Origin of the sequence: Mycobacterium sp. E3305, assembly GCF_001666785.1 — a bacterium.
Lineage (GTDB): Bacteria > Actinomycetota > Actinomycetes > Mycobacteriales > Mycobacteriaceae > Mycobacterium.
On sequence record NZ_LZJA01000095.1, the window covers coordinates 43,057 to 67,797 of the forward strand.

The following is a 24,741-nucleotide window of genomic DNA, read 5'->3' on the forward strand; positions in this document are numbered from 1 at the left end:
ACGGTCGGGAAGATCGGCGCGTCGTTAACCTCAGCAGGCCGGTAATCGAGCCACTTCATGACGCCAGGCGGCCTCCGCGGTGAAAGACGACCCCAGGTCCGGCAGGTCGTCCCAGTCCGCGTCGTCGATATCGCGCAGGGCGCCGCCGGCGGCTCTCACCCGCAACGACATTCGGGCCAGCGCGTCGAGGCTGATCGCCTGCAGCACCGCCTCCTGCACCGTGGCGGCGGCGCTGGTGATCCCGTGTCCGCGGCAGATCACGACCGGCCGGCCGCGCATGGCGGCCACCATCTCCTTGCCCAGCGCCGGGGTGCGGATCAGCACGGCGCGCTCGTAGACGGGCACGCCGCCGCGCGCGAGCCACGCGCCGGGAATGTCGAATGCCCCGTAGATCGGGCGGATCGCGATGCCGGCCAGGTCGGCGGCGACGACTGCGGGTGGGTGCAGATGCGCGACGGCGCGGTGCCCCGGATCGGCCAGCATGGTCTCCACGTGGATCGGCAGCTCGTTGGGCACGCGATAGCCGCCGAGTTCACCTTCGGCGCCGGCGCCGCCGTCGAAGGTGATCAGCCGAATGTCGCTGGGCCGGGTGAACGCCACCCCGGTGTCGGCGTCGCTTCGACAGCGGATGAGCAGCCGCTCGTCGTCCACTCGCAGGCTCAGGTGGCCGAGGATGCCGTCGACCAGGCCGCGGGCGGCGGCCACCCGGCAGCCCTGTGCCACCAGCGCGCGTTGCTCGTCGAGGGGGGTCAATGCGGTGCGCCCAGCCCGAATCCGCCGTCGGGGCGGACGGTTTCGCCGGTGATGCCGCGGGCGCGGTCGGAGGCCAGGAACACGAAGCTCCACGCGTGGTCCTCGCCGGACAGGGCGACGTTCAGCGGCGTGCGCGCGGCCAACTCCTGCGCCCGGTCCGGGGTGTCGTCGAGGCGGACGCCGTCCAGTCCCAGGCTGGCGAGCCCGCGCAGATCGGTGCCGAGCGTGCCGCCCGGCGCCACCCCGTTGACCCGGATCCGCGGCGCCAGCTCATGAGCCAGGGCGGCCACCAAGCCGCGGACGGCGAACTTCGACGACACGTACAGGGCACCGCCGCGCCCGGGGTAGAACGACGACGCGGACTCGGTCAGGACGATCGAGGGTCCCGCCCCGGCCCGCAACCGGGGGAGGGCGGCCTTGACGGACTGCAGGTGGCTCAGCACGTTGGTGTGGAACGTCTCGTCGAACGCGTCGGGAAGGGCATCGGCGTCGATGTCGGCGATGCCCCGGTAAAAGTCGAAGATTCCGACGCAGTTGACCAGCGTGTCCAGACCGCCGTAGGCGTCCACGGCGGCGTCGACCGCTCGTTCGTTGGCGTCGCGAGTGATCGCGTCGCCCTCGACGACCGGAACGCCGGGCAACTGCCGGCTCAGGGCCGCGCACTTGCGCTGATCACGTTCCAGCGCGGCAACTTTCGCGCCCTCGGCGAGAAATGCGTCGATCACCGCCCGGCCGATGCCCGATCCGGCGCCGACGACCAGGGCGCGCTTACCCTCAAGCCAGCCGGTCATCGCCCTCCCCGGCCTCATCGGGCAGCAGCGGCGCGTGGGAATTGCCCACCATCGCGGCCAGGGTGCGGCCGTTCTGCCAAGTCAGGGCCTCGACCTCGAGGGCGTCCAGGGTGATCCATTGCCCGGACCGCGGCGCGCTGATCAGCAACCGCGAGCCGTTTCGGGTGTCGACCCGGCGCACCACCACCTCGGTGAATTCGTTTGCCACGACAAGGGGTTCGCCGACCGCCCCGTCCAGCAGCCGCTGCAGTTCGTCATTCACAGGAACACCGCCAGATTCTGCATCCGTAACACCGACTCGTCGGCGATGATATTGCGCCGGGCCAGCTTCAGTGTCCTTTCGGGACCGCCGCACCAGCGCAGCAGGTCCTGGCGGCCGCACGACAACAAGGCGCTTTCGTTCACGTCGCCCCGGCTGCGGAACAGCAGCTCGGCCGATTCGACCACCAGATGCGCCGGGTCGTCGGCCTCGAACGTGCGCACGTTGGTGATGAAATGACGTAGCCGCGACGGCGGATCCTCGGCCCAGGCATGCTCGGTGCCCATCCGCGCGACCCGCTGACTCAGCGAGTATTTGTCCTCGTCGAAATGCGCCATGCCGGGCCCCCGTGCCGGTGCTGCGTCGAACCCCGCGCCGCGCGCGGTGGTCACCCGCACGGGCATCACGTAGCGGACGTCGTCGGTCAGCGTCTCGAGCCACGCCTCGTACTGCTGGGCGTCCAGCAGGTAGGCCTCCTCCACCAGGAACTGGTGCGCCTGCAAGTGCCGAACATCGTTGAACGGCAATGGCTTTCTCACGAGCCGTTTCCCTGCAGGTAGTCGGCCCACATGTTGAGCAGCGCGCGCTGGTTGTATTCGTTGTAGCCGACCTGCGCGCGGCCCGGCCCGTGGAACGCGTCGGCGGCCAGCGGTTCGACGACGGGGCTGCCGTCGGACAAAAGGCCCATCCGGCTGTTCAGCAACAGCCGACGGGCCATCGAACCGCCGGCCGTGGTGGTCAGCGACACCCAATTTTCCACGTCGTCCTGCTCGAACATGCCGGTCGAACCGAAGCACATCAGATAGGCCTTGTACGAATCCTGTTTGTACTGAGGGGGAGCCGCCGAGTCCACCGCGAACCACGAACACACCTCGGTTTCGTGCTCGCTGACCGGCTGCCACAGCCGGATCGAAATGAACGGCAGCGTTTCGTCGTCGTGGCCGTCGCGCACCTTGGGCCAGTTGTGCACGAAGCTCAGGTTCGGGAAACAGGTGGCGGCCGAGATCATGAACCCGTCCTCGCCGACCAGTCGCTGCTGTCGCGGCGTCCACACGCCTTTGATTCGGCCGATCATGTCGTCGGGATAGCCGACGTAGCGCATCCGCTCCTCGAAGCCGCCCGGCGGAAGTTTGTAGGTGGTGCCGCCGCCCCGGTGCGCCCAGTAGGTCGCGCCGTCCTTGCGCTTCTGCGCTTTCGGCTCGCGGAACAGGCCGATGTCCACGATCGAGGCGTGGGTGTGCGGCGTGTGGTACATGTCGCCGGCGAAATTCTCGGCGCCGATCTTCCAGTTCGCCTTGATGCGCCAGCGCTGCGGCCCCCGCACTTCCACGCCGCCGGCGCTCTGCTTGGTGTAGAAGTCCAGATAGAACTTGAAGTCGCCGAGGAAGTCCTCGAGCGGTTCGGCCCCTGGGTCCAAGTTGATGAACAGCAGGCCGTTGTAACTCGCGAAGTTCGGTGCGGGGAGCAGGGTCTGGGAGCTTCGGGCGAACCCGTCCTCGCCGCCGTACGCCTCCCGGTGGAACGGCAGACCGGTGAGCTTGCCGTCGTTGCGGTAGGTCCAGCCGTGGTACGGGCAGCGGAAGTTGGAGGCGTTGCCCATCTCCGCGCGACACACCTGCATGCCGCGATGCAGGCACATATTGAATAGGGCGCGCACATCGCCGGAGGAGTCGCGGGTGATGATGAAGGAATCGTCGAGGACCCGGCGCACCACGTAGTCGCCGTCCTGCGGGATCTCGGACTCGTGCGCCACGAACGTCCACGCCCGTGAAAACAGCCCCTCCTTCTCCAGCGCGAACAGATCGGCGTCGTTGTAGATGTGGGCCGGAATCATCCCCTTGCGGACGCCGGCGAACACGGTCTCGAGGCCGGCGCAGGCGTCGCGATGGACTGTCACGGTAACCCCCGGCCGACGCTTCGATTATCTGATAGACAGAGAAATGTTCCGCTCTCAAGAATCCCGCATCGACCCGCCGTCGGTCAATCGCCCGATTAGCGGGCGCGATCCGCGGCCAGGCGTTTACCAGAATGCTTTCTGGTAACTCACAGGCGGCGAACAATCACGTCGCCGGACGCCCGGGCTACCGTGGTCACGTCAGCTCCACCGCGCATGTGAGCGTGCGGTAATCAACGGGTAAACGGTTGGATTTTGCGTGCGTTGCCTTAATTTGGCGACGCATCTGAGGAAGGGCTGGTGCAATGGCTGATCGGTCACTGGACGGTCGATTGCAGAAACTCGGATCGCGCGTGGTGGCGGCCATCGGGCGTCAAGAGTGGCTGGATCGCCCGAGCTATCGGTTCGAACACCTGCTGAGCTTCGCCTTCAACGGCCTGGGCGGCGCCCGCGACAGCGTCACCAATGCGCTCCACGGGGTATGGCTCGGCCACCCGGTTCACCCGCCGCTGGCGTCGCTGACGAGCGGCGCGCTGGGTACCACCGTCGCGCTGGACGCCCTGAGCCTGCTTCCGGGCCGGCCCGCCACGGAAGTCCGCGACGCGTCGAGGTTCGCGTCCCGCGCGCTCGGGTTGGGGATCCTGGCCAGCATCGGGTCGGCCGTCACCGGTGTCACCGATTGGCAGCACACCCACGAATCCGATCGCCGGGTCGGTGCCGTGCACGGCGTGGTGAACTTGGTGGCCACCGGGCTGTATGCGCGGTCGTGGTGGGATCGCCGGCGGGGTCGGCACGGCCGCGGGATCGCCCTCACCGCATTGGGTTACGGCATCACCGTCGCCGGCAGCTACCTCGGCGGGGCGCTGGTGTTCGAGTCCGGCATCGGGATCGACCAGTCGGGCGCGCGGCTGCGCAAAGCGGAATGGACGCCGGTGCTGCCGGCGAGCTCGCTGAACGGAAAGCCGGTGCGGGTCGAGGTCGATGGGGTGGGCCTGGTGGTGTGCCAGACCAGGCCCGGGGAGGTTGCGGCGTTCGGCGAGTTGTGTCCGCACCTGGCGGCCCCCATGGCCGACGGCTGGATCGACCGTGGCCGGCTCGTATGTCCTTGGCACGGTTCATGGTTCGCGGCCGAATCGGGCGACGTTCTGCGTGGACCGGCGGCGGCCCCGCTGCCGTGCTATGAGGCGAGGTTGGTCAACGGAATGGTCGAAGTTCGCGGCGAACCCGGGCCCGGGCTCGGTGCCGCGGTGGGAAGCGGAGAAGGGAGACCGCAGTGAACGCCTACGACGTGCTGAAAGAACACCACATCGTCATCAAGGGCCTCGGCCGCAAGGTCAGCGAGGCCCCGGTGAACAGCGAAGAGCGGCATGCCCTTTTCGACGACATGCTGATCGAGCTCGACATCCACTTCCGCATCGAGGACGACCTGTACTACCCGGCCCTCAAGGACGCCACCAAGCTGATCGCCGTCGCCCACGCCGAGCACCGTCAAGTGGTCGACCAGCTCTCGGTGCTGCTGAGAACGCCGCAGAGCGCGCCGGGCTACGAGGACGAATGGAACTCTTTCAAGACGGTGCTGGAGGCCCACGCCGACGAGGAGGAGCGCGACATGATCCCGGCACCTCCCGAGGTCAAGATCACCGACGCCGAGCTCGAGGAGTTGGGCAACAAGATGGCCGCGAAAATGGAGCAATACCGCGGGTCCGCGCTCTACAAGATGCGCACCAAGGGGCGGGCGGCGCTGGTGCGCTCACTCTGACTCCGGCGCCGCCGCCGATTTCCGCGGTGTGCGGGGCCATGGAGAGTAGCGTCACGGCTCATGAAGCCCGAGTGTCTCGCGTCTCAGGCTGACATTACGGCCGAGATCGCCGCCATCGCAGCCGAATACCGCGGGCCGGAAGCTCAGCCCCGCCTCGACTACCCGCCGTACCGCGGCACCGCACTGCGGCATCCCAAACAAGCCCTGGTGCCGGTCGATCCCGATGGGGTCGAACTATGGGCGCCATGCTTCGGCCACCAGGACGTCGACGCGGTCGACGCCGACCTGACGGCCGGGCATCCTGGCGAGCCCCTGGGCGAACGCGTCATCGTGGCCGGGCGTGTGGTCGACGGGTCCGGCAGACCGGCGGCCGGCCAGCTGATCGAGATCTGGCAGGCCAACGCCGGCGGCCGCTACCGTCATCAGCGCGACCAGCATCCGGCCCCGCTCGACCCCAACTTCACCGGCGCGGGCCGGTGCCTGACCGGCCCGGACGGCTCCTACCGCTTCCTGACCGTCAAGCCGGGCCCGTATCCGTGGCGCAATCACCACAACGCCTGGCGCCCCGCACACATCCACTTCTCGGTGTTCGGGACCGCGTTCGGCCAGCGCCTGGTCACCCAGATGTACTTCCCGGGCGACCCGCTGTTCGACCTGGACCCGATCTTCCAGTCGGTCCTCGACCCCGCCGCGCGCCGACGGCTGATCGCCCGCTACGACCACGACCTCACCGAGCCGGAATATGCCACCGGATATCGGTGGGACATCGTGCTGACGGGCGGCGGCCGCACGCCCGTCGAGGGCCGCCATGACTGAATGTGCTTGCACCCCAGGGCAGACGGTGGGCCCCTTCCTGGACCTCGGGTTGCCCTATCCCGGTGGCGGCGCGCTGGTCGGCGACCGGCACGCGCACGCTGTCCGGCTGCACGGCGCGGTGTACGACGGCGCAGGCGACGGCGTGCCCGACGCCCTGGTCGAGCTGTGGCAGCCCGACGGCGCCGGGCGCGTCCCGCGGCAGGCCGGTTCGCTGCGCCGCCGGCATGACGACCATGGCGCGTTCACGGGCTGGGGCCGGTGCGCGACCGACGCCGGCGGCCGGTATGCCTTCACCACGGTGGCGCCCGGTCCCACCGCCCCCGGGCGGCCGCCGTTCTTCGCCCTCACCGTGTTCGCGCGCGGACTGCTGGACCGATTGTTCACCCGCGCCTACCTGCCCGACGGCGACCTCTGCGCCGACCCGCTGCTGGCGGGTCTGGGTGCCGATCGTCGCGCCACCCTGCTGTGCGTCCCCGAAAGCGATTGCCGGGATTACCGTTTCGACATCCACCTGCAGGGTCCGCTCGAGACCGTCTTCCTGGCGTACCGAGACGGTGGGCGATGACCAACCTGTTGTGGCCCGGCGACCACCGCGCCCGAGACCACATGACGGATCGGGCCCTGCTGGAATCGATGGCCGCGGTGGAAGCCGCCTGGCTGGACGCCCTCGTCGCCGAACGCCTGGCCCCGCCCGAGTGCGCGGGGGCGGACCTGCCAATGCTGTTGACCGCCAACGATTGCGAATCCGTGGCGGTTGCCGCCGAGGACGGCGGCAACCCCGTCATCGGGCTCGTCGGCCTGCTGCGGCAGCGTGCCGCGCCGAAAGTCGCGCCGTGGATCCATCGCGGTCTCACCAGCCAGGACGTCCTGGACACCGCCCTGATGCTCGGCGTGCGCGAGGCCGTGGGGGAGCTCGCCGCACAGCTCAGAGGTCAGGTCTCGACGCTGTCCGAACTCGCCACCCTGCACCGCTTGACGCCCATGGTCGCGCGCACCCTGACCCAGCACGCGGCGCCCACCACGTTCGGGGCGAAGGCGGCCGGCTGGCTGAACGGCGTCGTCGATGCCTTCGAGGCGCTGTCCACATTGGTCATCCCCATCCAGATCGGCGGGGCCGCAGGCACATTGGCCGCCAGCACCGAGCTGGCAGCGCTGCTCACCGGCTCCGCCGACCCCGCCGCGGTGTCCGCAAGCCTGGCGCGCAGCACCGCAACGGCTTTGGGATTGGCCATCCGAATGCCGTGGCACACGGCGCGGGCGCCGGTCACCGCGGCCGCCGATGCCTTCGTCGGCTGCACCGACTCCTGGGGGCGGATCGCCTCGGACGTCGTCACCCTGGCCCGCCCAGAAATCGGCGAACTGACCGAATCCGGCGGCGAGAACCGCGGGGGCTCCTCGTCGATGCCGCACAAGCGAAATCCCGTGCTGTCCATCCTGATCCGACGGACCGCCCTGTCCGCACCGCCGCTGGCGTCGACCCTGCACACCGCGGCGGCGCTGGCCAACGACGAGCGACCGGACGGCGCCTGGCACGCCGAATGGGACACGCTGCGCACGTTGGCCCGGCGGGCCGTCGCCGCCGGCTCCCAATGCGGCGAGTTGCTGGCCGGACTGGCCGTGCACGCCGACCGGATGTCCGAAAACCTCGACCACGCAGACGTTTTCGGGGAGCAAGAGGCGATCGCCGAACTGGCGGGGAAACCACCGTCGCCCGCTTATTTCGGCGCCGTGGACCGGCTGATCGACGAGAGCCTGGACCGGGCCCGGCGGGCGCTCGGTCAGCGCTGATAGATGCTGGCCAGCCAGATGTGCAGCAGCGTGTCGACCGCCCGGTCCTCGGGCATCGCCTCGTCCTCGGCGGTGAACGTCGCGGCCATCACCCGCTCACTCAACATGTTGAGGGCGAGCGAGAGCTGCTCGGCCGGGACGGTGTCGGGGGCGGCGCCCCGGCCGCGCTCGGCCTTGATGGCGGCCGTGGTCAGCGAGATCCACCTCTGCATGAGCGTGGACCACAACTGCCGGACCTCGGGGTTGGTGGCCTTCGCCGAGGCGCCCGCCACGGCGACCGCCGGGTGAGAGCCCGATACCTCGAAGAACGCCTCGATGCGCGCCCGCCACAGCTCCGCGGGATCGCCGGACGAGATTCCCCCGAGCGACCGGAGGGCCGCCTGCGCCTTGCCGTTCATCTGGTCCAGCAGCGACAGCAACACCGCGTTCTTCGATCGGAAATAGAAGTAGAAGGTGGGACGCGAAATCCCGGCGCCTTTTGCTAGGTCGTCCACGGAGAAATCGGCGAGCGGACGTTCCTGTAGCAGCCGCTCCGCGGTGGCCAGTATCGCCTGTTCGCGGTCGTCACCTGAGTGCGGCGACGACCGGCGGCCCCGCGAGGCATGCAGGTACTTGGTCTGTGTCGGGAGGTTGGACACGCCCGCTACTGTTGGGCACCCCGATATACGCGAACGAAACTGTTGATTAAGCCCAGCAATAATGTCGATTAAGTTCGACGTTTTCTTCGCGGGCGTCCGCGCATTTGCTGGCCCTTTCATCGCCGTGGGGGGCCCAAGGCCGGGCCGACGAACTGCCCCGCGATTCGGGACTTCCGCCCCTACTGCCGCCCCGGCGCGCAATGGTCGCATCGGGTGATGACGAAGAACGACGACGCCACCAAGGCGTGCCGCATCGACGTGCTGGTCGAAGAGCGCGACGAGAAGACCCGGGCCAAGGCGCGACTGTCCTGGCAAGGCAAAACGCTGGTCGGCGTCGGCCTGGCGCGACTCGACCCGGCCGACGAGCCCGTGGCCACGATCGGCGACGAGCTCGCGATCGCCCGCGCGCTCTCCGACCTGGCGAACCAGCTGTTCGCCGCGACATCGACCGACATCCAAGCCAGCACGCACGAGCCCGTCACGGGCCTGCATCACTGACCGGGAGACACCATGAGACAACGACCCGATCTCCCGGCTGCCCTCGACGTCCAGGTGACGACGCGCGGCCAGCTGCCCGGGGCCGACGAGTACGCGCGGACGAAGATCGGCGAGCTCGGCCACCTGACCCACGAACCGGTGCTGTACGCCCACGTCAAGTTGAGCGAGCACGGTGACCCCGCGGTGGCCCGCCGGGTGATCGCGCAGGCCAACCTCGATGTCAACGGCCGGCCGGTGCGCGCGCAGGTCGAAGGCGTCACCGCGCGGGAAGCGATCGACCGACTCGAGGCGCGGCTGCGCCGCCAGCTCGAGCGCGCCGCCGAACACTGGGAAGCCAAGCGCGGTGGCATGCCACGGGGCGGCTCGCACGAATGGCGGCACGAGACCGAGCCGACGCACCGACCGAAGTACTTCCCGCGGCCGGACAGCGAACGCCGAATCATGCGGCACAAGTCCTACAGCCTGCCCGCCTGCACGGTGGAGGAGGCCGCGCTGGAGATGGAGCAGCTCGACTACGACTTCCACCTGTTCACGGAGAAGGCCACGCGGCAGGACAGCGTGCTATACCGCGAGGGTCCGGCCGAATACCGCCTGGCACAGATCAATCCGGTGACCGTGGACGATTTGGCGCCGTTCCGGTTGCCGCTGACCATCAGCCCCCAGCCGGCCCCGCGCCTGGATATCGATCAGGCCATCGAGCGGATGGGGTTGCTCGGCCTGCCGTTCCTGTTCTTCGTTGACACCGCCCGCGACCGTGGCAACGTGCTGTATCACCGCTACGACGGACACTACGGGCTCATCACACCGGCGACGTGAAACACCAAGAGACCAACTGAATCCGCGGCGGTCCCGGCATCCCCCCGTCCGGGACCGCCGCCCCAAACTTCGCTCTACCGCAAGGCGAACAGGCCGGTATTAAGGCGAACAGGCCGGTATTAAGGCGAACAGGCCGGTATTGGGGCGTCAGGATTCGTAGAGAGCCTGCAGACGGTCGGCGAATTTGTCGATGACCACTTTGCGCTTCAGCTTCATGCTCGGCGTCAGATCGCCGGATTCGACGGTGAATTCGCGATCGGCGATCGTGAACTTCTTGATCTGTTCCCAGCGATTGAGTTCGGTGTTCAACGCGTCGATGTAGCCGGCGATCAGCTGCTGCGTCTTGTCGTCGCGCGCGATGTCGGCGAAAGACTTGCCCGCCAGGCCGTTCTTGTTGGCCCAGTCGGTGATCGCCTCGCTGTCGAGACTGACCAGCGCGACACAGTACGGCTTGCCCTCGCCGTAGACCACGATCTCGCTCACGTACGGGCAGCAGCCCTTGAAGCGCGCGTCGATCGCGGACGGCGCGACGTATTTGCCTTGCGAGGTCTTGAACATGTCCTTCTTGCGGTCGGTGATCCGCAGGAATCCGTCGTCATCCAATTCGCCGATGTCGCCGGTGTGGAACCACCCGTCCCCGTCGAGCGCCTCGGCGGTGGCGTCCGGTAGGTCGTGGTAGGCGGTCATCAGACCCGGACCCCTGAGCAGGATCTCGCCGTCGTCGGCGATCTTCACATCGGTGGCGGGGAACGGCCAGCCGACCGTCCCGAACCGATACGCGTTGGGGCGGTTGATGAATGATGCGGCAGCGGTCTCGGTCAGCCCGTAGCCCTCCAGCACGATGATGCCGACGGCGTCGAACCACTGCGCGACGTCGCGGTCCAGCGCGGCGGCCGCGGAAACGAAGAACCGCAAGCGCCCACCGAACCGTTCGCGGATGGTGGTGAACACCAGCCGGTCGGCGAGCCTGTACGCCAGCGACGACGCCAGCGACGGCTTCTTCCCGGACTGTCGCGCCTCCGACACCCTTTTGCCGACCCCGATCGCCCAGTCGAAGATCATCTTCCGGAGCCTGCCGCGCTCGGCTGCCATGTCCTGGATGCGGGCGTGCGCCTTCTCGAAGATGCGCGGCGCCGCGCCCATGATGGTCGGCCGCAGGGCCGCGAGGTTGTCGATGATTCGCTCCACGCGGCCGTCGATGGCCGTCGGGAAGCCGATCTGCAGAGGCAACGCCAGCATCACCTTGCCGAACGCGTGCGCCAGCGGCAGCCACAGGAAGTTCAGGTCGTCGGGGCCGAGGATGCCCAGCGAATCGATGGCCGCGGCGGTGTACGTCCATGCCCCGTGCGTCAGTCGCACGCCCTTGGGCCGACCTGTGGTGCCGGAGGTGTAGATGAGGCTCGCCAGGTGGTCGGGACCGACGGCCGCGATCCTGTCGTTGACGGCATCGGGCGTGTCCGCGAGCAGTTGCTTGCCCAACAGGTCGAGGTCGGCGAGGGAGATCACCCAGTCGCCGTCGCCGTTGCCGTCGATCATGACGACCTTGCGGACGTCGGGCAGTTCGGCCCGATGCTCGATCAGCTTGTCGAGCTGGCTCTGGTTCTCGGCGACCACCACCCGGCTCCCGGAATTGGCGACGATGTAGGCGACATCTGTGGCGTTCGTCGTGGGGTAGACGGTGGTGGTCGCGGCGCCCGCACACATGATCGCGAAGTCGGCGAGGACCCACTCGTAGCGCGTCGCGGAGGCGAGCGCGACCCGGTCCTCCGGTGCGATTCCCAACGCGATCAGGCCGGCGGCCAGGTTGTTGACCCGCTCGCCGACCTGCTGCCAGGTCACGCTGGCCCAGGTGTGGTCCTGCGGATAGCGGAAGGCCTCCGCGTCGGGGGTCGCCGCGACGCGGTTGACAAACATCTGTGCCACCGACGGTGCGCGGTTCTCGATCTTGCGGAAGTCGGGCCTCTCCATCGAGGCCAGTGGTGCATTCATAGCGCGAATCCATTGCTGCCGGAACGGATACCGATGACGTGGTGCACCGGTATAACGTCGATCCTGCGGAGCGTGGCGGCTATGCGGTAGTGACGAAAGTCACGTGGGGGGCGGCAAACGTCCCCGCCGCGCTACATCCGATCCGACCGGTCAGTCGGCCAGGGCGATCTCGATGGACAGGCACTCACCGAGGGCGTGCGCCGCGGACCAGTCTTCCCCTCGAACCGCGCGCTCGAGGTCGTCAACCAGCGGGCTGTGCGCACCGAGCTCCTCCAACCAAGCGGACACGGTGGCGGGTATCTGGTGGGCGGGCACTCGGGCAACATGTCCCTCGTGGAGGCGATCGGTCAGCTGATAGATACGGGCCGCCGGCCGGCGCTGTGGCCAATGCTGCCGCCACTTCGCTGTATTCATGTTCCCCTCCCCGTTCGCCTTCTCGATCCATCCGACCAGCCTCGAGGGCCCGGCCGTAGAGGCCAAGAGCACGTTCACCGAAAGGCTTTGGTCTCGGTTCCGATCTGCCGAAGTCCCAGTCCGACAGGGTCTTTTGTCACAGCGGTCACCTACTTCCTTCTCCGGCGATGGCGGTGCGGCTCGCGTACCGTACATCGGGGAGGACGCATCGCCACGTTACCCGTTCCGGGACCGCAAAATTACGAAATTGGCGAGATGACCACTTTAGCAATGGATTCGCAATCGGGGTGTGATTCGGGCGGGAGATCCGAGCTGACAGGTGGACCGATGTGAGGGCTGTCCGCGCCGAAGAACTCGCGGCGCTGCCCGTGTTCGCCGATATCCCGGCCGAGGACCTCAAGGCGTTGGCCCACCTTCTCGAGCCCCTGCACGCGGTAGCCGGCGAGGTCCTGATGCGGCAGGGGGAACGGGCGGAGTCTTTCGCGATCATCGCGTCCGGCCGCATCGGGGTGCGGCACGTCGGATCAAAGGGCCGTGTCACGCTCACCGAGCTGTCGTCCGCGACGATCGTCGGGGAGATCGCGTTGCTGCGGCACGCCACCAGGACCGCAACGGTGACGGCGGTCCAGGACGTGCGCGGGTACATCGGATACGGCGCCGCCTTCGACCGCATGCTGGCGATGCCGGTCATCGCCGACCGCATGCTGCGCACCGCGCGGCAGCGGCTGGCCGCATACGTCGTCCCGATCCCGGTGACGATCAAGGACGGCGCGGTGCTCTCGCTGCGTCCGGTGCTGCCCGGCGACGCCGAGCGGTTCAAGAGCAGCGGCTCGTTCTCCCGGGAGACGCTGTACCGGCGGTACCAGGGCGGCGCTCCCACCGATGCGCGCCTGACCTATCTCTTCGAGGTCGACTACGTCGACCACTTCGTTTGGGTGGTCACCGACGGCGCCGCAGGCCCGGTCGTGGCGGACGCCCGCTTCGTCCGGGATCAGGACGACCCCGCCTCGGCGGAGGTCGCGCTCACCGTGGCGGACGGCTACCAGGGTCGGGGGATAGGCACGCTGCTCCTCGGCGCACTCGCGGTCGCGGCGCGCGTCGACGGCATCAAGCGCTTCCACGCCCGCGTGCTGTCCGACAATCCGCCCGCGCGCGCGTTGGGGGACAAGGTGAACGCGCATTGGGCGCACGAGGAGCCGGGCGTGGTCACCACGACGGGGGAGATCCCGCGATATCGGGATCTACCCCTCGATCGCGTTGTGTATCAACAGATCCGGCAAGTGGCCCGCCAGGTGATCCACGCGTTCGACTAGGGCGGCCTGCCTGGGCGGGTTGTCTACTCGCCGTGCTTGCTCACGGCGTGGCCGGCGCTGCGGACCACGCTGCGGAAGAACTCCATGCGGGCGGTGACCAACTCGTCGGCAAGGTCCAGGGCGGCGTCGACGACGGTCTTGCGGCGCGACTGCTCGGGGAGCACGGGGCTGATCTGGTCGACGAATTTGCGGACCGCATCGATGGCTTGCTTGCGCCCGGTTTCGACGGATTCCAGCACGTCATCGGACAGTTCGGCCCAGCGCGGTTCGGTCTTTTGCGGTGCCTCGGTCATGATCGGACTCCTAGGGAGCGTCTGAGGTGCTTGTGGCGGCTCCGACGTTACGACCGCCCGGCGAGCGGCGCGAGTGACGAAAGACCCTTCGCGCCTGGTCATAGGGCCCGGGCCGGTTCCGCAACGTCGGCCTGTCGGGCAAGGACTTTCGCGGGGGCGACCGGGCCGTAAGTCCCTAACCCGCCGATTTCAGCGCCTGCTAGTTTGCCACCATGGCCGTACCGACCGACGACGACGGCGTTTCCCGACGCTCGGGGGGCGCGTTGCCGTTGAGCCCACCCGCCGGCGTCGGCTTGAGCAGCGCCGTCAAGCCGTTCACGAGCACCGGTCGCTACCTGGCCGAGTCGTGGCGCGACTACCTCGGCCAAGCGCCCGACGAGCTTCCGATCGCGCGGCCCACCCTGGCCCTGGCGGCGCAGGCGTTTCGCGACGAAGTCGTCCTGATGGGCCTCAAGGCGCGACGCCCGGTCAGCCGCCCCGAGGAGTTCGCGCGCATCACGGACGAGGTCGTCGCCGGGCTGACGTTCTACGGCGAGCGCGGATGGCTCGACCATCCGAAGAGATTCTTCGGTGCACCCCCGCCGCTTTCGGACCTCACGGTGCGCGAGGTCAAGAAGGGCAGGCGATCCTTCTACCGCATGTCTTTCGACAGCGGGTACCGGCCGCGGCCGGGGGAGCCCGGCGCGGATCGGTGGATGAGCTACACCGCGAACAACCGCGAGTACGCCCTGTTGCTCCGCCATCCGCAACCGCGGCCGTGGCTGGTCTGTATACACGGCACGGAAATGGGCAGGGCCGCATTGGATCTCGCGCTGTTCCGGGCCTGGCGGTTACACGCCGAACTCGGGCTGAACGTCGTCATGCCGGTCCTGCCGATGCACGGGCCTCGGGCCCGGGGCCTGCCGAAGGGGGCGGTGTTTCCGGGGGAGGACATCTTCGACGACGTGCACGCGACGGCGCAGGCGGTGTGGGACATCCGGCGGTTGCTGTCCTGGATACGCCGGCAAGAGCCGGAATCCCAGATCGGCTTGAACGGGCTGTCGCTCGGCGGCTACATCACCGCGTTGGTAGCCAGCCTCGAGGCGGGTCTGACCTGCGCGATCCTCGGTGTCCCGGTCGCCGACCTGGTCGGCTTGCTGAGCCGGCACTCCGGGCTGGGCCCCGACGATCCCCGGCGTCAGACCTTCGAACTCGCGGAGCCCATCGGGCGGATGACGTCGCCGCTGTCGCTCGCACCGCTGGTCGGAAAGCCGGGGCGTTTCATCTACGCCGGTGTCGCCGACCAGGTGGTGCACCCGCGCGAGCAGGTGGTCCGCCTCTGGGAGCACTGGGGCAAACCCGAAATCGTCTGGTACCGCGGCGGTCACACCGGATTCTTCCGCGCGCGACCGGTACAGCGGTTCGTCGAGGCGGCGCTGCAACAGTCGGGCCTGCTGAATGGGCCCATGACCGAGCGCGACCGCCCCGCTTAAGTCGCGGAGGCCGAGATGAATCCGCTGGATCCGCTGGACGCGGCGATGATGACCGCGGAGTGGGTGTCCAGCCCGATGCACGTCGGTGCCGTGCTGATCCTGTCGCCGCCCGACGACGCCGGGCCCGACTACGTCGACGACCTGCATCGGAGGACGCTCGCGGGCAACGATCCGATCGATCCCAGGCTGCGCAAGTACCCGCACCGCGGTGTGGACACCGGCGGCATGTGGGTGTGGCGACACATGGATCCCGTTGACGTGAGCCAACATTGCCAGCGTCGCACGGTGTCCGGTGACGGATTCTGGCGGCTGATCGGGGAACTGGACGCCCTGCGGCTGGACTGGACCCGGCCGATGTGGATGTCCTATCTGATCGACGGCCTCGACGACGGCCGCTTCGCCTTCTACATCAAGGTGCACCACACCGTGACCGACGGGGTGGCGGGTTTCCAGATGATCACCGACGCGCTGAGCGCTGATCCCAGCCGCCGCTCGATGCCACCGTTTTACGCCGACTGCCGTCCCGAGCCCGCGCCCCCGTCGTCCGGCGGGCTGGTGTCCCGCCTGGTCGCGCCGCTGCGGTCGCTGACGGGCGCCGCGGCGTCGGGTGCGGGGCTGATCGGCAAGGTGGCCACCGGCGAGATCGCCACCGTGCTCGACGCGCTGGTGGGGCACACCACCGCGTTGCCGCTCGGGGCGCCCTACACGCGGTTCAACGGGCGACCCGGCCCCGAACGCGCGGTCGCCGCGGGCAGTTGGGCCAAGGAGCGCATCCACGCCGTGCGTCAGGCGGCCGGCGTGACCGGCAACGACGTGCTGACCGCGATGGCGGCCGGGGTGGTGCGGCGGTGGTTGGGCGATCACGGGGAACTGCCCGATCGGCCACTGGTGGCTGCCTGCCCGATCACGGTGCGCGATCACGAGCACGATTCGGCAGATGACCAGCATGGCAACAAGTTTGGTCTTTGGATGTGCCCGTTGGGCACCAACCTGGACGACCCGCTGGCCCGGCTGGATGCGATCCATCGATCGATGTCCGAGGGCAAGCGCTGGGTGGGCAAGCGCGGCGCGGCGGCGTCACTTCTCACCAACGCGGGGAGCATCGCCGCGACGGCGATCGGTCCGCTGCTCCCGTTCACGCCGAAAATCCGCACCGGATACAATCTGCCGATCTCACATGTCCGCGGACCGGCGGCCGAAATGTATTGGAACGGCGCGCGAATCGAGGAGATGTATCCGGTGTCGACGGTCTACGACGGTCACGCACTCAACATCACGACGTGCTTGTACGCCGACCGGGTCGGATTCGGCTACGCCGCGGGTCGTGACGTGGTACCCGACATCGAGAACTTCATCCCGCTGACCGAGGAGTGCCTGGCCGAGCTGGAGGACGCTCTCGCTGTGGGCTGACCGCGGGGCGTGAGCGGGAGCAACGGTGTGACCGTCGTGGCGGGAATCGGCGGAGCGTCGATGTGGTCCGAATCGTCCCGATTTGCTTGCGCCGCAAGTTTAATGGCGCGCCAGCCGGGGGGCCCGACCGACCTGGCCCAGGATGCGCTCCAAGACGGTGTTGGACAGGTCGCCGTCATCGGCTACGCGAGACAGGCCGCGGCGGCGCAGGAACGTGTCGAGGCGTCGATCGGGGGACCAGTCGGCGTAGATCGGGCCGAGATACCGCGACTGAAGGAACTCGCAAGCCAGGGCGTCCACGTCAGAGTCCGTCAACAACAACGGTGGGATACCACCCATACCCGCGATGCTCCTTTGTTCAGCCGGAACCGCATGCCAAATTACGTGACACGGCGCCGGTAGTCCGTCACGCGGAGATTGCGGATCGGGCCCAAAGTCATCACCGCCCCCGCCGTCCGGCGGCTTGATCGGCGTTCGCCGGGGTCCAACGGCCCTAGTGGTAACAGTCGCGTCGCACTACTTTCGGACACGAGGCGGCAGTCGGGCCGCTTCCCTCAACGACTTTGGAGGTTCGAGGTGCGCGACGCGATCCCAATCGGGCGGATCGCCGGCTTCCCGGTGAAGGTCCACTGGAGCGTGCTGGTGATCCTGTGGTTGTTCACCTGGAGCCTGGCCAGCATGCTGCCCGGCAGCGTCAAAGGGTATTCGCCCGTCGCCTACTGGGTCGCCGGGGCGTGCGGCGCGCTGGTGCTGTTGGCGTCGCTGGTGGCGCACGAGCTCGCGCATGCCGTCGTCGCCCGCCGCGCGGGGGTCCCCGTGGGCAGCGTGACGCTCTGGCTGTTCGGCGGAGTCACCACCCTTGGCGGTGAGGCGAAGACGCCGACGGCGGCGTTCCGGATCGCGATCGCCGGGCCGGCCACCAGCCTCGCGCTGGCCGCCGTCTTCGGCGGCCTGGTCGCTGTCCTGCCGGAGGTGGGCGCCGCGCCGATCGCGGTCGGCGTCGCCTCCTGGTTGGCCGGCATCAACCTGCTGCTGGGCCTGTTCAATCTGCTGCCCGGCGCACCGTTGGACGGTGGCCGGGTTTTGCGGGCCGTCCTCTGGCGCCGCCACGGCGACAGCGTCCGCGCAAGCATCGGCGCCGCCCACGCCGGGCGGGTGGTCGCCTTCATCCTGATCGGGCTGGGGCTGGCCGAATTTCTGCTCGGCGGTGTGGTGGGTGGGGTCTGGCTCGCGTTCATCGGCTGGTTCATCTTCGCCGCCAGCCGCGAAGAGGAGACGCGGATTGCGACCCAGCAGATGTTTGCCGGAGTGCGCGTCGCCGACGCGATGACCGCCCGCCCGCACACCGCTCCCGGGTGGATCACCGTCGACGATTTCGTCCAGCGCTATGTGCTCGGCGACCGGCACTCCGCATACCCCGTCGTCGACCAGAGCGGGACCATTTCGGGTCTGATCACCTTGCGGCAGTTGCGTGATGTCGCACCCGAGCGGCGCGCCACCGCCACCGTGGCGGAGATCGCGCAGCCGCTGCAGGAGGTGCCCTCCGGCGCACCGCAGGAGCCGCTGACCACCCTGCTGGAGCGGATGGCCCCCGCCGGCCCGCGCAGCCGCGCCCTGGTTTTCGACGCCGGCCAGGTCGTCGGCATCGTGACACCGACCGATGTGGCCCGGCTCATCGAGGTCTACCGGCTCGCCCACCCGGAAGGCGCGAAACCCGCTTCGGCTCAGAGCATTTAAACGAAGGCGCTCGACATCGGGGTTTATGGGCGCCGGTGGCCTTCGCCGGGCCGGGCCCGCGGCCAGATGCGCGCCACCGGGTCGCCGCCGCGGTCCGCCGCGGGAAGCCGAGCGACGGTCGGCGGCTTGACCATCAGAAAGCCTGTCGCACAGGGTCTTCCAAATGAACCCCGGCCGGTGCTCCCAATTGCCTCGTTTTTACAAGTACTATTGTGTAAACTGTCGGGCATGACGTACGTGATCGGAAACCCGTGCATCGATGTGTTGGACCGCGCCTGTGTGGACGAGTGCCCCGTTGACTGTATCTACGAAGGTGGCCGGGCGCTCTACATTCATCCCGACGAATGCGTGGATTGCGGAGCGTGCGAGCCGGTGTGCCCCGTAGACGCCATTTACTACGAAGACGACCTGCCTGGCGAGCTCAAACCGCACCTGGCCGACAATGAAGCGTTCTTCACCGAAACGCTGCCGGGGCGAGACGCCCCCCTCGGGTCACCGGGTGGGGCGGCCAAGTTGGGTCCGCTCGGTGTAGACACGCCTTTGGTGGCCGCTCACCCGAGGGCCGACCAAGCGGAAGGAGCGTGAGGGACCCGTGAATGTGCCGCGCACGTCGGTCGGGGAGTCCGCCAGCCGCCGCCGCGAGGTGCTGCGGGTGCTGCGGACGTCGCCCGACCCCATGAGCATCGCCGCGATCGCCGACGTGCTGGGCGTGCACCCCAATACCGTCCGATTCCACCTGGACAGCCTGGTCGGCGACGGGCAGGTCGAGCACGTCGAGCTGGACCGCAAGGGGCCGGGCCGCCCACCGTTGATGTTCCGTGCGGTCCGCCAGATGGACCGCGGCGGGACGCGGCACTATCGCCTGCTCGCCGAGGTGCTTGCCACGGCGTTCGCCGGTGAGCCCGACGCCGGCGCCAAGGCGGTGGCCGCGGGGCGGGCCTGGGGGAGAAAGCTCGATGCCAGCCTGCAGTCGGTTCCGATGAATCCCCCCAGCGCCGACGACGCGATCGACCACCTGGTCAACATGCTCGACGAACTCGGCTTCGCGCCCGAGCGCCGGGCGGCCGACGGGGAGCAACAGGTCGGGCTGCGGCACTGCCCGTTCCTGGAACTGGCCGAGAACCGGACGACCGTCGTCTGTCCGGTGCACCTCGGCCTCATGCAGGGCGCCATGGAGACCTGGGGCGCGCCCGTCTCGGTCGACCGGCTCGAGGCGTTCGTCGAGCCCGATCTCTGCCTGGCGCACCTGAAGCCGCAGAAGGCCGCCAAGTGAGCACCGGCCACGCGGTGGCCGTCGCGGTGACCTTCGTGTGGCTCGGCATGGTGCTGGCGATCTCGTTCCTGGAGGCCCCGCTGAAGTTCCGCGCACCGAATGTGACGTTGCAGGTCGGGCTCGGCATCGGGCGGCTGGTGTTTCGTGCCCTCAATACCGTCGAGGTCTGTTTCGCGCTTGTGCTGTCGGCGATCGTGGTCGCGGGCCCGACGCCGGCGGGTGTCGCCGCGGCGGCTTTCGTCGCGGTGGGAGCGCTTGCCCTGCAGCTGATCGCCGTGCGCCCCCGTTTGACGCGCCGCTCCGACAGCGTGCTCGCCGGGTCCGAAGGGCCGCGCTCGCGGGCCCACTACGGCTACGTCGGCTTCGAGGTGGTCAAGGTGGCCGCGCTTGTCGCGGCGGGGATACTGCTACTGACGGGGTGATCGCGTCCGCTCAACCACAAAGGACTCAGCTATGGAATCGATTTCGTTGACCAGCCTCGCGTCCGAAAAGCTGGCCGAGGCCAAGGAAACCCACAGCGGCCGGGCCGCCCACACCATCCATGGGGGCCACACCCACGAGCTCCGGCAGACTGTGCTGGCTTTGCTTGGCGGGCATGAACTTTCCGAACACGACAGCCCCGGCGAGGCGACGCTGCAGGTGCTGCAGGGCCACGTGCGCCTGACAGCCGGTGATGACGCTTGGGAAGGCAAAACCGGCGACTACGTCGCGATCCCGGCGGAGCGGCACGCCCTGCGCGCGGTCGAGGATTCGGTGGTCATGCTGACGGTGCTCAAGACCCTGCCGTCGGCTCACTAGCCGCATGCTTTCGACGCCCTGGTCAAGGGAATTCGGGCTGCGGGTACCGATCGTCAACGCGCCGATGGGCGGGGTCGCCGGGGGCCGGCTGGCCGCGGCGGTCACGGCGGCCGGCGGCCTGGGCATGGTCGGCATGGGCAGCGTGGCGACGAGGGAACTGCTGAAAACCCAGCTGCAGCACGTGCGTGGGACGTTCGGCATCGGCCTGGTCGATTGGGTGATGCGTACCGAGGCGGGCCTGTTCGAGGATGCCCTGGCGGCGCGTCCGGCCCTGCTGTCGGTCAGTTTCGGGACCGACTGGTCGTGGGTCGCGAAGGCGCACGACGCCGGAATCCCCACCGCCACACAGGTTTACGACGGCCTCGGCGCTCTCCAGGCGGCCGACGCGGGCGTCGACATCCTGGTGGCCCGCGGATCGGAGGGCGGCGGGCACGGTGAGACGACGCTGGCGACGCTGCCGTTGCTGGACACCGTGTTGGACGCCGTCTCGGTGCCTGTCCTCGCGGGGGGCGGCGTGGCGTCGGCGCGCAGCCTGGCCGCCGTGCTGGCCGCCGGGGCGAGCGGGGCGTGGGTGGGCACCCGCCTGGCCGCGTGTCCGGAGGCGCTCTCCGGTGACGGCAGCCGCCGTGCGCTGATCGCGGCCCGGGCCACCGACACCGCGGTCACCCGGGCCTTCGACGTCGCCCAGGCGCGGCCGTGGCCCGCGCGGTTCCCGTCGCGGGTGTTGACCAACGACTTCGTCGAGCGCTGGACCGGCAAGGAGGACGCGCTCAACCCGCAGGCCTGCGACGAACTCGAGGCCTCGATCGCCGCCGACGACCGCCGGGTCGCCCCGGTGGACGCCGGTCAGGGCGTCGGGATGATCCGCGACGACGCGTCGGTGGCCGAGGTGATCGACGAAATGTGTTCGGGCGCAGAGTGTTTGCTGGCTCGCTGGGGTTCCTAGCGTCCACCCGCGACGCTGGCGTGTCCCCCGCAAGCGGGCGGAGCCCCGGCTCGACGGCGGGAGCCACGCTGGCCTGACGCTCGGCGGCGGGAGACACGCTCGCGTGACACTCGGCGGCGGACGCCGGCGCTGCCGGCTCAGACCCCACGCAGATAGCGCTTGGCGATGAGGCGCTGAGCCACCGACACCACGGGCCTGGCGGCCTTGCTCCACCAGGTCGCCGGCCGCGAGAACGCCGTTACCTCCGCGAACACCGCGGAGGTCGCGGGGTCCCGCCGGACGACGAACCGTTCCTCGCCTGACTCCGGATGTCCGGGCAGTGTGCCGTAGGCGAATCCGCGGATGTCGGGCTCGTCGATGACGTACACCACCCGGCATGGCGCGGGCAGAAAACCCATGCGCACCACCACGACCGTGCCGACCTCGGCAACCTCAGAGCTGGCCCGCACCCGCAGGCCGGCGCCGTGCTGCATGCCCCAGCGCATGACGGCGTCGGCGGCGCGTTCGAAGCGCTGCTGCCCGGTGCCGATCTGCTTCTCCGTGTGCAGGTGGCCGTATCCGGCGGGCAAATTGCCGGATGCGGTCGCCCCCACCTCGGGGTAGGTCAACGGCAGTTCCTCGAGCGCTCCCAAGTCCACCCGTCCAGCTTGCCACGCCGAGATGGGGCCACATTTACGGCGTACGGTCGTAAAAGTGACTGCACAAAACTCCGAAACCGTTGCACCAAAAAGCCAAGCGTCCGGAACGTTCACACTCGGCGGCGACCTGACCATCAACCGGCTCGGCTTCGGTGCCATGCGCCTGACCGGCAAGGGCGTCTGGGGCCCGCCCGCCGACCGCGACGAAGCGGTCCGCGTGCTGCGGCGCGCCGTCGAACTCGGCGTGAACTTCATCGACACCGCCGACTCGTATGGCCCGTACATCGCCGAGGAGATCATTCGCGAGGCGCTGCATCCCTACGACGGCTTGGTCATCGCGACCAAGGCGGGTCTGCTGCGCACCGGCCCCGACGTCTGGATCCCACTGGGCAACCCGAGCTATCTGCGCCAGGAATGCGAGATGAGCCTGCGCCGCCTGGGCGTCGACACGATCGACCTGTTCCAGCTGCACCGCATCGACCGTGACTTTCCGCTGGCCGACCAGGTGGGCGAGCTGCTGGCGCTGAAGAACGAGGGCAAGATCCGCCACATCGGCCTGTCCGAGGTCAACGTCGATCAGCTCACCGAGGCCCAGCGGATCACCGAGATCGTCTCGGTGCAGAACATGTACAACCTGTCCGCCCGCGGGGCCGAACCGCTGCTGGACGCCGCGACCAGCCAGGGCATCGGCTTCATCCCGTGGTTCCCGCTGGCGGCCGGGCCGCTGGCCGCCCCCGACGGCCCGCTGCAACGCATCGCCGGCGAGCACCACGCGAGCGCGTCCCAACTGGCGCTGGCCTGGCTGCTGAAACGGTCGCCGGTGATGCTGCCGATCCCGGGCACGTCCAAGGTGGCGCACCTGGAGGAGAACGTCGCCGCCGCCCAGATCGAGCTGAGCGACGACGAGTTCGAGGCGCTGTCGACCGCGGGAGGTCAGAACACCGTCTGACCACCGGATACGGTGTCCGGGTGAGTAGCGGACAGGCCAGGCACTCTGGCGGCGGGTTCAACCCGCCCGAACCGACGACCAAGGGCGGTCCCGACTACGGCCGGTTCATCGAGGCCGTGCGCAAGCTGCAGGACCACGCTCGCGCCGTCGACGCCCCCGACCAGGTGATCACCGAGGCGGCGAACCAGCTGGAGAAGCTCTCGGAGTTGCTCGCCCCGTACGACGCCGACGAGTGGGCGGCGCCCTCGGGCCGCCGCATGGACCTGCCGATGCGCGGCAACGTCCTGACGGTTCCCATGTCCGCCCGCAGGGGTGACGACGGCCGCGTGCACGGCTGGGCGCGTTTCGCCCGGTTCCATCTGGGGCGCAACGGCGCGGTGCACGGCGGTTCGCTCGGCATGCTGTTCGACACCGTCCTCGGCCTGACGGCGGTTCTGCTCACCGGGAGCCGGCGCCAGCGCACGGCCTACCTCAAGATCGACTACCGCAACATCGTGCCCATCGAAAAGGAGCTGCAGTTTGACGCCGGCGTCGACCGGGTGGACGGGCGCAAGATCTTCGTCTCCGGCCGGCTGACCGACGGCGACACGCTGCTGACCGAAGCCGACGCCCTGTTCGTGCGGCTCAAACCCGGCCAACCCTAGCGCGATGTTGCATCGAACACCGTTGCACCGCAGCAATTTCGGTGAGACCCGGTGGTCGTGCGCCCAGGTGCGTCGGTCCGGTCTGCGCGGATACCCGGCCCGGCCGGGGAAAGGGGTTTCGGTGTGACGCCCGCCGGCCTGACAATGGCGGACCTGTTCCGTGCGGTCGACCTGACCGGGGTGTTCGGCAACGCCCTGCTGGCCGGCGTGATCGCGCGGAAGGAGAAGCTGGACCCCGTCGGGTTCGCGGCCCTCGCCGTGTTGTCGGGTCTGGGGGGTGGCATGCTCCGCGACACTCTGCTGCAGCGTGGCACCCCGGTCGCGCTCACCGACTACGCCTATCTGCTGACCGCCCTCGCCGGGGCGGCGTTCGCGTTCGCCTTCCGGGTCGAGGGCCGGGTGTGGAACTGGGTATGGCCGATCGTGGACGCGCTGGCATTGGGATGTTGGGCGGCAACCGGTGCGCACAAGACGCTGGCCGTGGGGCTCGGCTGGCTGGCGGCGCTGCTGCTGGGCACGATCTCCGCGGTCGGCGGCGGAGCGACGCGGGACATCGTGATGCGTCGCGTCCCGGGGATCTTCGGCGGAAACACCCTGTACGCCACCTGCGCCCTCGCGGCGAGCGGCGTGCTCGTGCTCTTCAACTACCGCGACCACCCAACCCCCGGGCTGTTGGTGGGCACACTGACCGGGACGGTGCTGTGCTGGCTTGCTCAGTGGCGTGGCTGGATGTTGCCCGCCGTGGGTGCCTGGTCGCCGCCGACGCTTTTCTCGCGGCGGCGCTCCCGCCCGCCGGCGCCCCGGGACCACCAGACGGAGGAGGGCCTCAACGATGGGGACAGCCGCTAACTCG

At 69.0% G+C, this 24,741-nt stretch carries 30 protein-coding genes; 19 read left to right on the forward strand and 11 right to left on the reverse strand.

The annotated features are described in order from the left end of the window. Positions 1 to 30: 30 nt before the first annotated feature. From A5701_RS09430 to A5701_RS09450, 5 genes are read right to left on the reverse strand one after another with little or no spacing between them, the layout of a single operon-like run. The gene (locus A5701_RS09430; RefSeq protein WP_082954978.1) at positions 31 to 753 is read right to left on the reverse strand and encodes a class II aldolase/adducin family protein; all 723 of its coding nucleotides are present in this window, start codon (positions 751 to 753) and stop codon (positions 31 to 33) included. Then, positions 750 to 1,544, reverse strand: a complete 795-nt coding sequence (gene hcaB / locus A5701_RS09435; RefSeq protein ID WP_067751646.1) for a 3-(cis-5,6-dihydroxycyclohexa-1,3-dien-1-yl)propanoate dehydrogenase — start codon at positions 1,542 to 1,544, stop codon at positions 750 to 752. The genes A5701_RS09430 and hcaB overlap by 4 nt, the downstream gene beginning before the upstream one ends. After that, positions 1,528 to 1,806 carry a dihydrodiol dehydrogenase gene (locus A5701_RS09440; RefSeq protein WP_067751649.1) on the reverse strand — a complete coding sequence of 93 codons (279 nt, stop codon included), beginning with the start codon at positions 1,804 to 1,806 and terminating at the stop codon, positions 1,528 to 1,530. The genes hcaB and A5701_RS09440 overlap by 17 nt, the downstream gene beginning before the upstream one ends. Beyond that, positions 1,803 to 2,342: a 3-phenylpropionate/cinnamic acid dioxygenase subunit beta gene (locus A5701_RS09445; RefSeq protein WP_067751652.1), complete on the reverse strand. Its 540-nt coding sequence runs from the start codon at positions 2,340 to 2,342 to the stop codon at positions 1,803 to 1,805. Before A5701_RS09445 ends, A5701_RS09440 begins: the two co-directional genes overlap by 4 nt. After that, the gene (locus A5701_RS09450; protein ID WP_067751781.1) at positions 2,339 to 3,637 is read right to left on the reverse strand and encodes a Rieske 2Fe-2S domain-containing protein; all 1,299 of its coding nucleotides are present in this window, start codon (positions 3,635 to 3,637) and stop codon (positions 2,339 to 2,341) included. The genes A5701_RS09445 and A5701_RS09450 overlap by 4 nt, the downstream gene beginning before the upstream one ends. A 365-nt stretch (positions 3,638 to 4,002) precedes the next feature. On the opposite strand from A5701_RS09450, the gene A5701_RS09455 reads away from it, so the two are divergent. Genes A5701_RS09455 through A5701_RS09475 form a run of 5 tightly spaced genes read left to right on the forward strand, consistent with a single transcriptional unit; the run spans position 4,003 to position 8,060 of the window. Beyond that, the gene (locus tag A5701_RS09455; protein ID WP_067751656.1) at positions 4,003 to 4,974 is read left to right on the forward strand and encodes a Rieske 2Fe-2S domain-containing protein; all 972 of its coding nucleotides are present in this window, start codon (positions 4,003 to 4,005) and stop codon (positions 4,972 to 4,974) included. Next, positions 4,971 to 5,456, forward strand: coding sequence for a hemerythrin domain-containing protein (locus A5701_RS09460; RefSeq protein ID WP_066950130.1), 486 nt, complete (start codon positions 4,971 to 4,973; stop codon positions 5,454 to 5,456). Before A5701_RS09455 ends, A5701_RS09460 begins: the two co-directional genes overlap by 4 nt. 60 nt (positions 5,457 to 5,516) lie before the next feature. After that, positions 5,517 to 6,272, forward strand: coding sequence for a protocatechuate 3,4-dioxygenase subunit beta (gene pcaH / locus A5701_RS09465; RefSeq protein ID WP_067751659.1), 756 nt, complete (start codon positions 5,517 to 5,519; stop codon positions 6,270 to 6,272). Next, on the forward strand, positions 6,265 to 6,837 hold the full coding sequence (pcaG, locus tag A5701_RS09470; RefSeq protein ID WP_067751662.1) for a protocatechuate 3,4-dioxygenase subunit alpha: 573 nt from the start codon (positions 6,265 to 6,267) through the stop codon (positions 6,835 to 6,837). Before pcaH ends, pcaG begins: the two co-directional genes overlap by 8 nt. Then, positions 6,834 to 8,060 (forward strand): lyase family protein, encoded by a 1,227-nt coding sequence (locus A5701_RS09475; protein ID WP_067751665.1) that lies wholly within the window; start codon positions 6,834 to 6,836, stop codon positions 8,058 to 8,060. Before pcaG ends, A5701_RS09475 begins: the two co-directional genes overlap by 4 nt. Here the strand turns inward: A5701_RS09475 and A5701_RS09480 are convergent. Then, positions 8,051 to 8,698, reverse strand: a complete 648-nt coding sequence (locus tag A5701_RS09480; RefSeq protein ID WP_067751668.1) for a TetR/AcrR family transcriptional regulator — start codon at positions 8,696 to 8,698, stop codon at positions 8,051 to 8,053. The two genes, A5701_RS09475 and A5701_RS09480, sit on opposite strands and share 10 nt — an antisense overlap. Positions 8,699 to 8,914: 216 nt before the next feature. On the opposite strand from A5701_RS09480, the gene A5701_RS09485 reads away from it, so the two are divergent. Then, positions 8,915 to 9,196, forward strand: coding sequence for a DUF1876 domain-containing protein (locus A5701_RS09485; protein WP_067751671.1), 282 nt, complete (start codon positions 8,915 to 8,917; stop codon positions 9,194 to 9,196). A gap of 12 nt (positions 9,197 to 9,208) precedes the next feature. Continuing rightward, complete coding sequence (locus A5701_RS09490) at positions 9,209 to 10,012, forward strand: HPF/RaiA family ribosome-associated protein (RefSeq protein ID WP_067751674.1); 804 nt, start codon at positions 9,209 to 9,211, stop codon at positions 10,010 to 10,012. Positions 10,013 to 10,159: 147 nt separating this feature from the next. Here the strand turns inward: A5701_RS09490 and A5701_RS09495 are convergent, their stop codons facing one another. Both A5701_RS09495 and A5701_RS09500 read right to left on the reverse strand, forming a co-directional pair. Next, positions 10,160 to 12,001 (reverse strand): long-chain fatty acid--CoA ligase, encoded by a 1,842-nt coding sequence (locus A5701_RS09495; RefSeq protein WP_067751677.1) that lies wholly within the window; start codon positions 11,999 to 12,001, stop codon positions 10,160 to 10,162. A 150-nt stretch (positions 12,002 to 12,151) separates the two neighbouring features. Beyond that, a complete protein-coding gene (locus A5701_RS09500; protein WP_067751785.1) occupies positions 12,152 to 12,415 on the reverse strand; it encodes a hypothetical protein in 264 nt (87 codons plus the stop codon). A 329-nt stretch (positions 12,416 to 12,744) separates the two neighbouring features. On the opposite strand from A5701_RS09500, the gene A5701_RS09505 reads away from it, so the two are divergent. Then, complete coding sequence (locus tag A5701_RS09505; RefSeq protein ID WP_067751680.1) at positions 12,745 to 13,728, forward strand: GNAT family N-acetyltransferase; 984 nt, start codon at positions 12,745 to 12,747, stop codon at positions 13,726 to 13,728. 23 nt (positions 13,729 to 13,751) lie between these two features. On the opposite strand, the gene A5701_RS09510 is transcribed toward A5701_RS09505, so the two are convergent. Beyond that, complete coding sequence (locus A5701_RS09510) at positions 13,752 to 14,021, reverse strand: hypothetical protein (protein ID WP_067751683.1); 270 nt, start codon at positions 14,019 to 14,021, stop codon at positions 13,752 to 13,754. Positions 14,022 to 14,233: 212 nt separating this feature from the next. Here A5701_RS09510 and A5701_RS09515 point away from each other — a divergent pair, with 212 nt between their 5' ends. Both A5701_RS09515 and A5701_RS09520 read left to right on the forward strand, forming a co-directional pair. Further along, entirely contained in the window at positions 14,234 to 15,493 is a 1,260-nt protein-coding gene (locus A5701_RS09515; protein ID WP_067751686.1) for a S9 family peptidase, read from the forward strand. 15 nt (positions 15,494 to 15,508) lie between these two features. Then, positions 15,509 to 16,903, forward strand: coding sequence for a wax ester/triacylglycerol synthase family O-acyltransferase (locus tag A5701_RS09520; protein ID WP_067751689.1), 1,395 nt, complete (start codon positions 15,509 to 15,511; stop codon positions 16,901 to 16,903). Between the two features lie 99 nt (positions 16,904 to 17,002). Here the strand turns inward: A5701_RS09520 and A5701_RS09525 are convergent, their stop codons facing one another. Next, entirely contained in the window at positions 17,003 to 17,218 is a 216-nt protein-coding gene (locus A5701_RS09525; protein ID WP_197499167.1) for a hypothetical protein, read from the reverse strand. A 261-nt stretch (positions 17,219 to 17,479) separates the two neighbouring features. Between A5701_RS09525 and A5701_RS09530 the strand changes: the two genes are divergently transcribed. The 6 genes from A5701_RS09530 (at position 17,480) to A5701_RS09555 (ending at position 21,657) form a co-directional block, all read left to right on the forward strand. Next, positions 17,480 to 18,640: a site-2 protease family protein gene (locus A5701_RS09530; RefSeq protein ID WP_067751695.1), complete on the forward strand. Its 1,161-nt coding sequence runs from the start codon at positions 17,480 to 17,482 to the stop codon at positions 18,638 to 18,640. 228 nt (positions 18,641 to 18,868) lie between these two features. Next, positions 18,869 to 19,225: a ferredoxin gene (fdxA, locus tag A5701_RS09535; protein WP_067751698.1), complete on the forward strand. Its 357-nt coding sequence runs from the start codon at positions 18,869 to 18,871 to the stop codon at positions 19,223 to 19,225. A gap of 7 nt (positions 19,226 to 19,232) precedes the next feature. Next, complete coding sequence (locus tag A5701_RS09540; RefSeq protein WP_067751701.1) at positions 19,233 to 19,913, forward strand: metalloregulator ArsR/SmtB family transcription factor; 681 nt, start codon at positions 19,233 to 19,235, stop codon at positions 19,911 to 19,913. Continuing rightward, the gene (locus A5701_RS09545) at positions 19,910 to 20,335 is read left to right on the forward strand and encodes a hypothetical protein (protein WP_067751704.1); all 426 of its coding nucleotides are present in this window, start codon (positions 19,910 to 19,912) and stop codon (positions 20,333 to 20,335) included. Before A5701_RS09540 ends, A5701_RS09545 begins: the two co-directional genes overlap by 4 nt. A 31-nt stretch (positions 20,336 to 20,366) precedes the next feature. Then, positions 20,367 to 20,711, forward strand: coding sequence for a cupin domain-containing protein (locus tag A5701_RS09550; protein ID WP_067751707.1), 345 nt, complete (start codon positions 20,367 to 20,369; stop codon positions 20,709 to 20,711). Positions 20,712 to 20,715: 4 nt separating this feature from the next. Continuing rightward, positions 20,716 to 21,657 (forward strand): nitronate monooxygenase family protein, encoded by a 942-nt coding sequence (locus A5701_RS09555; RefSeq protein ID WP_067751710.1) that lies wholly within the window; start codon positions 20,716 to 20,718, stop codon positions 21,655 to 21,657. 137 nt (positions 21,658 to 21,794) lie between these two features. Here the strand turns inward: A5701_RS09555 and A5701_RS09560 are convergent, their stop codons facing one another. Next, on the reverse strand, positions 21,795 to 22,295 hold the full coding sequence (locus A5701_RS09560) for a DUF1990 family protein (RefSeq protein WP_067751713.1): 501 nt from the start codon (positions 22,293 to 22,295) through the stop codon (positions 21,795 to 21,797). A 55-nt stretch (positions 22,296 to 22,350) separates the two neighbouring features. Here A5701_RS09560 and A5701_RS09565 point away from each other — a divergent pair, with 55 nt between their 5' ends. From A5701_RS09565 to A5701_RS09575, 3 genes are all read left to right on the forward strand, one after another. After that, the gene (locus A5701_RS09565; RefSeq protein WP_067751717.1) at positions 22,351 to 23,244 is read left to right on the forward strand and encodes an aldo/keto reductase; all 894 of its coding nucleotides are present in this window, start codon (positions 22,351 to 22,353) and stop codon (positions 23,242 to 23,244) included. A gap of 20 nt (positions 23,245 to 23,264) precedes the next feature. Continuing rightward, entirely contained in the window at positions 23,265 to 23,888 is a 624-nt protein-coding gene (locus A5701_RS09570; RefSeq protein ID WP_067751720.1) for a PaaI family thioesterase, read from the forward strand. A gap of 123 nt (positions 23,889 to 24,011) precedes the next feature. Continuing rightward, positions 24,012 to 24,737 (forward strand): trimeric intracellular cation channel family protein, encoded by a 726-nt coding sequence (locus tag A5701_RS09575; RefSeq protein ID WP_156670024.1) that lies wholly within the window; start codon positions 24,012 to 24,014, stop codon positions 24,735 to 24,737. The last annotated feature ends 4 nt before the right edge of the window (positions 24,738 to 24,741 follow it).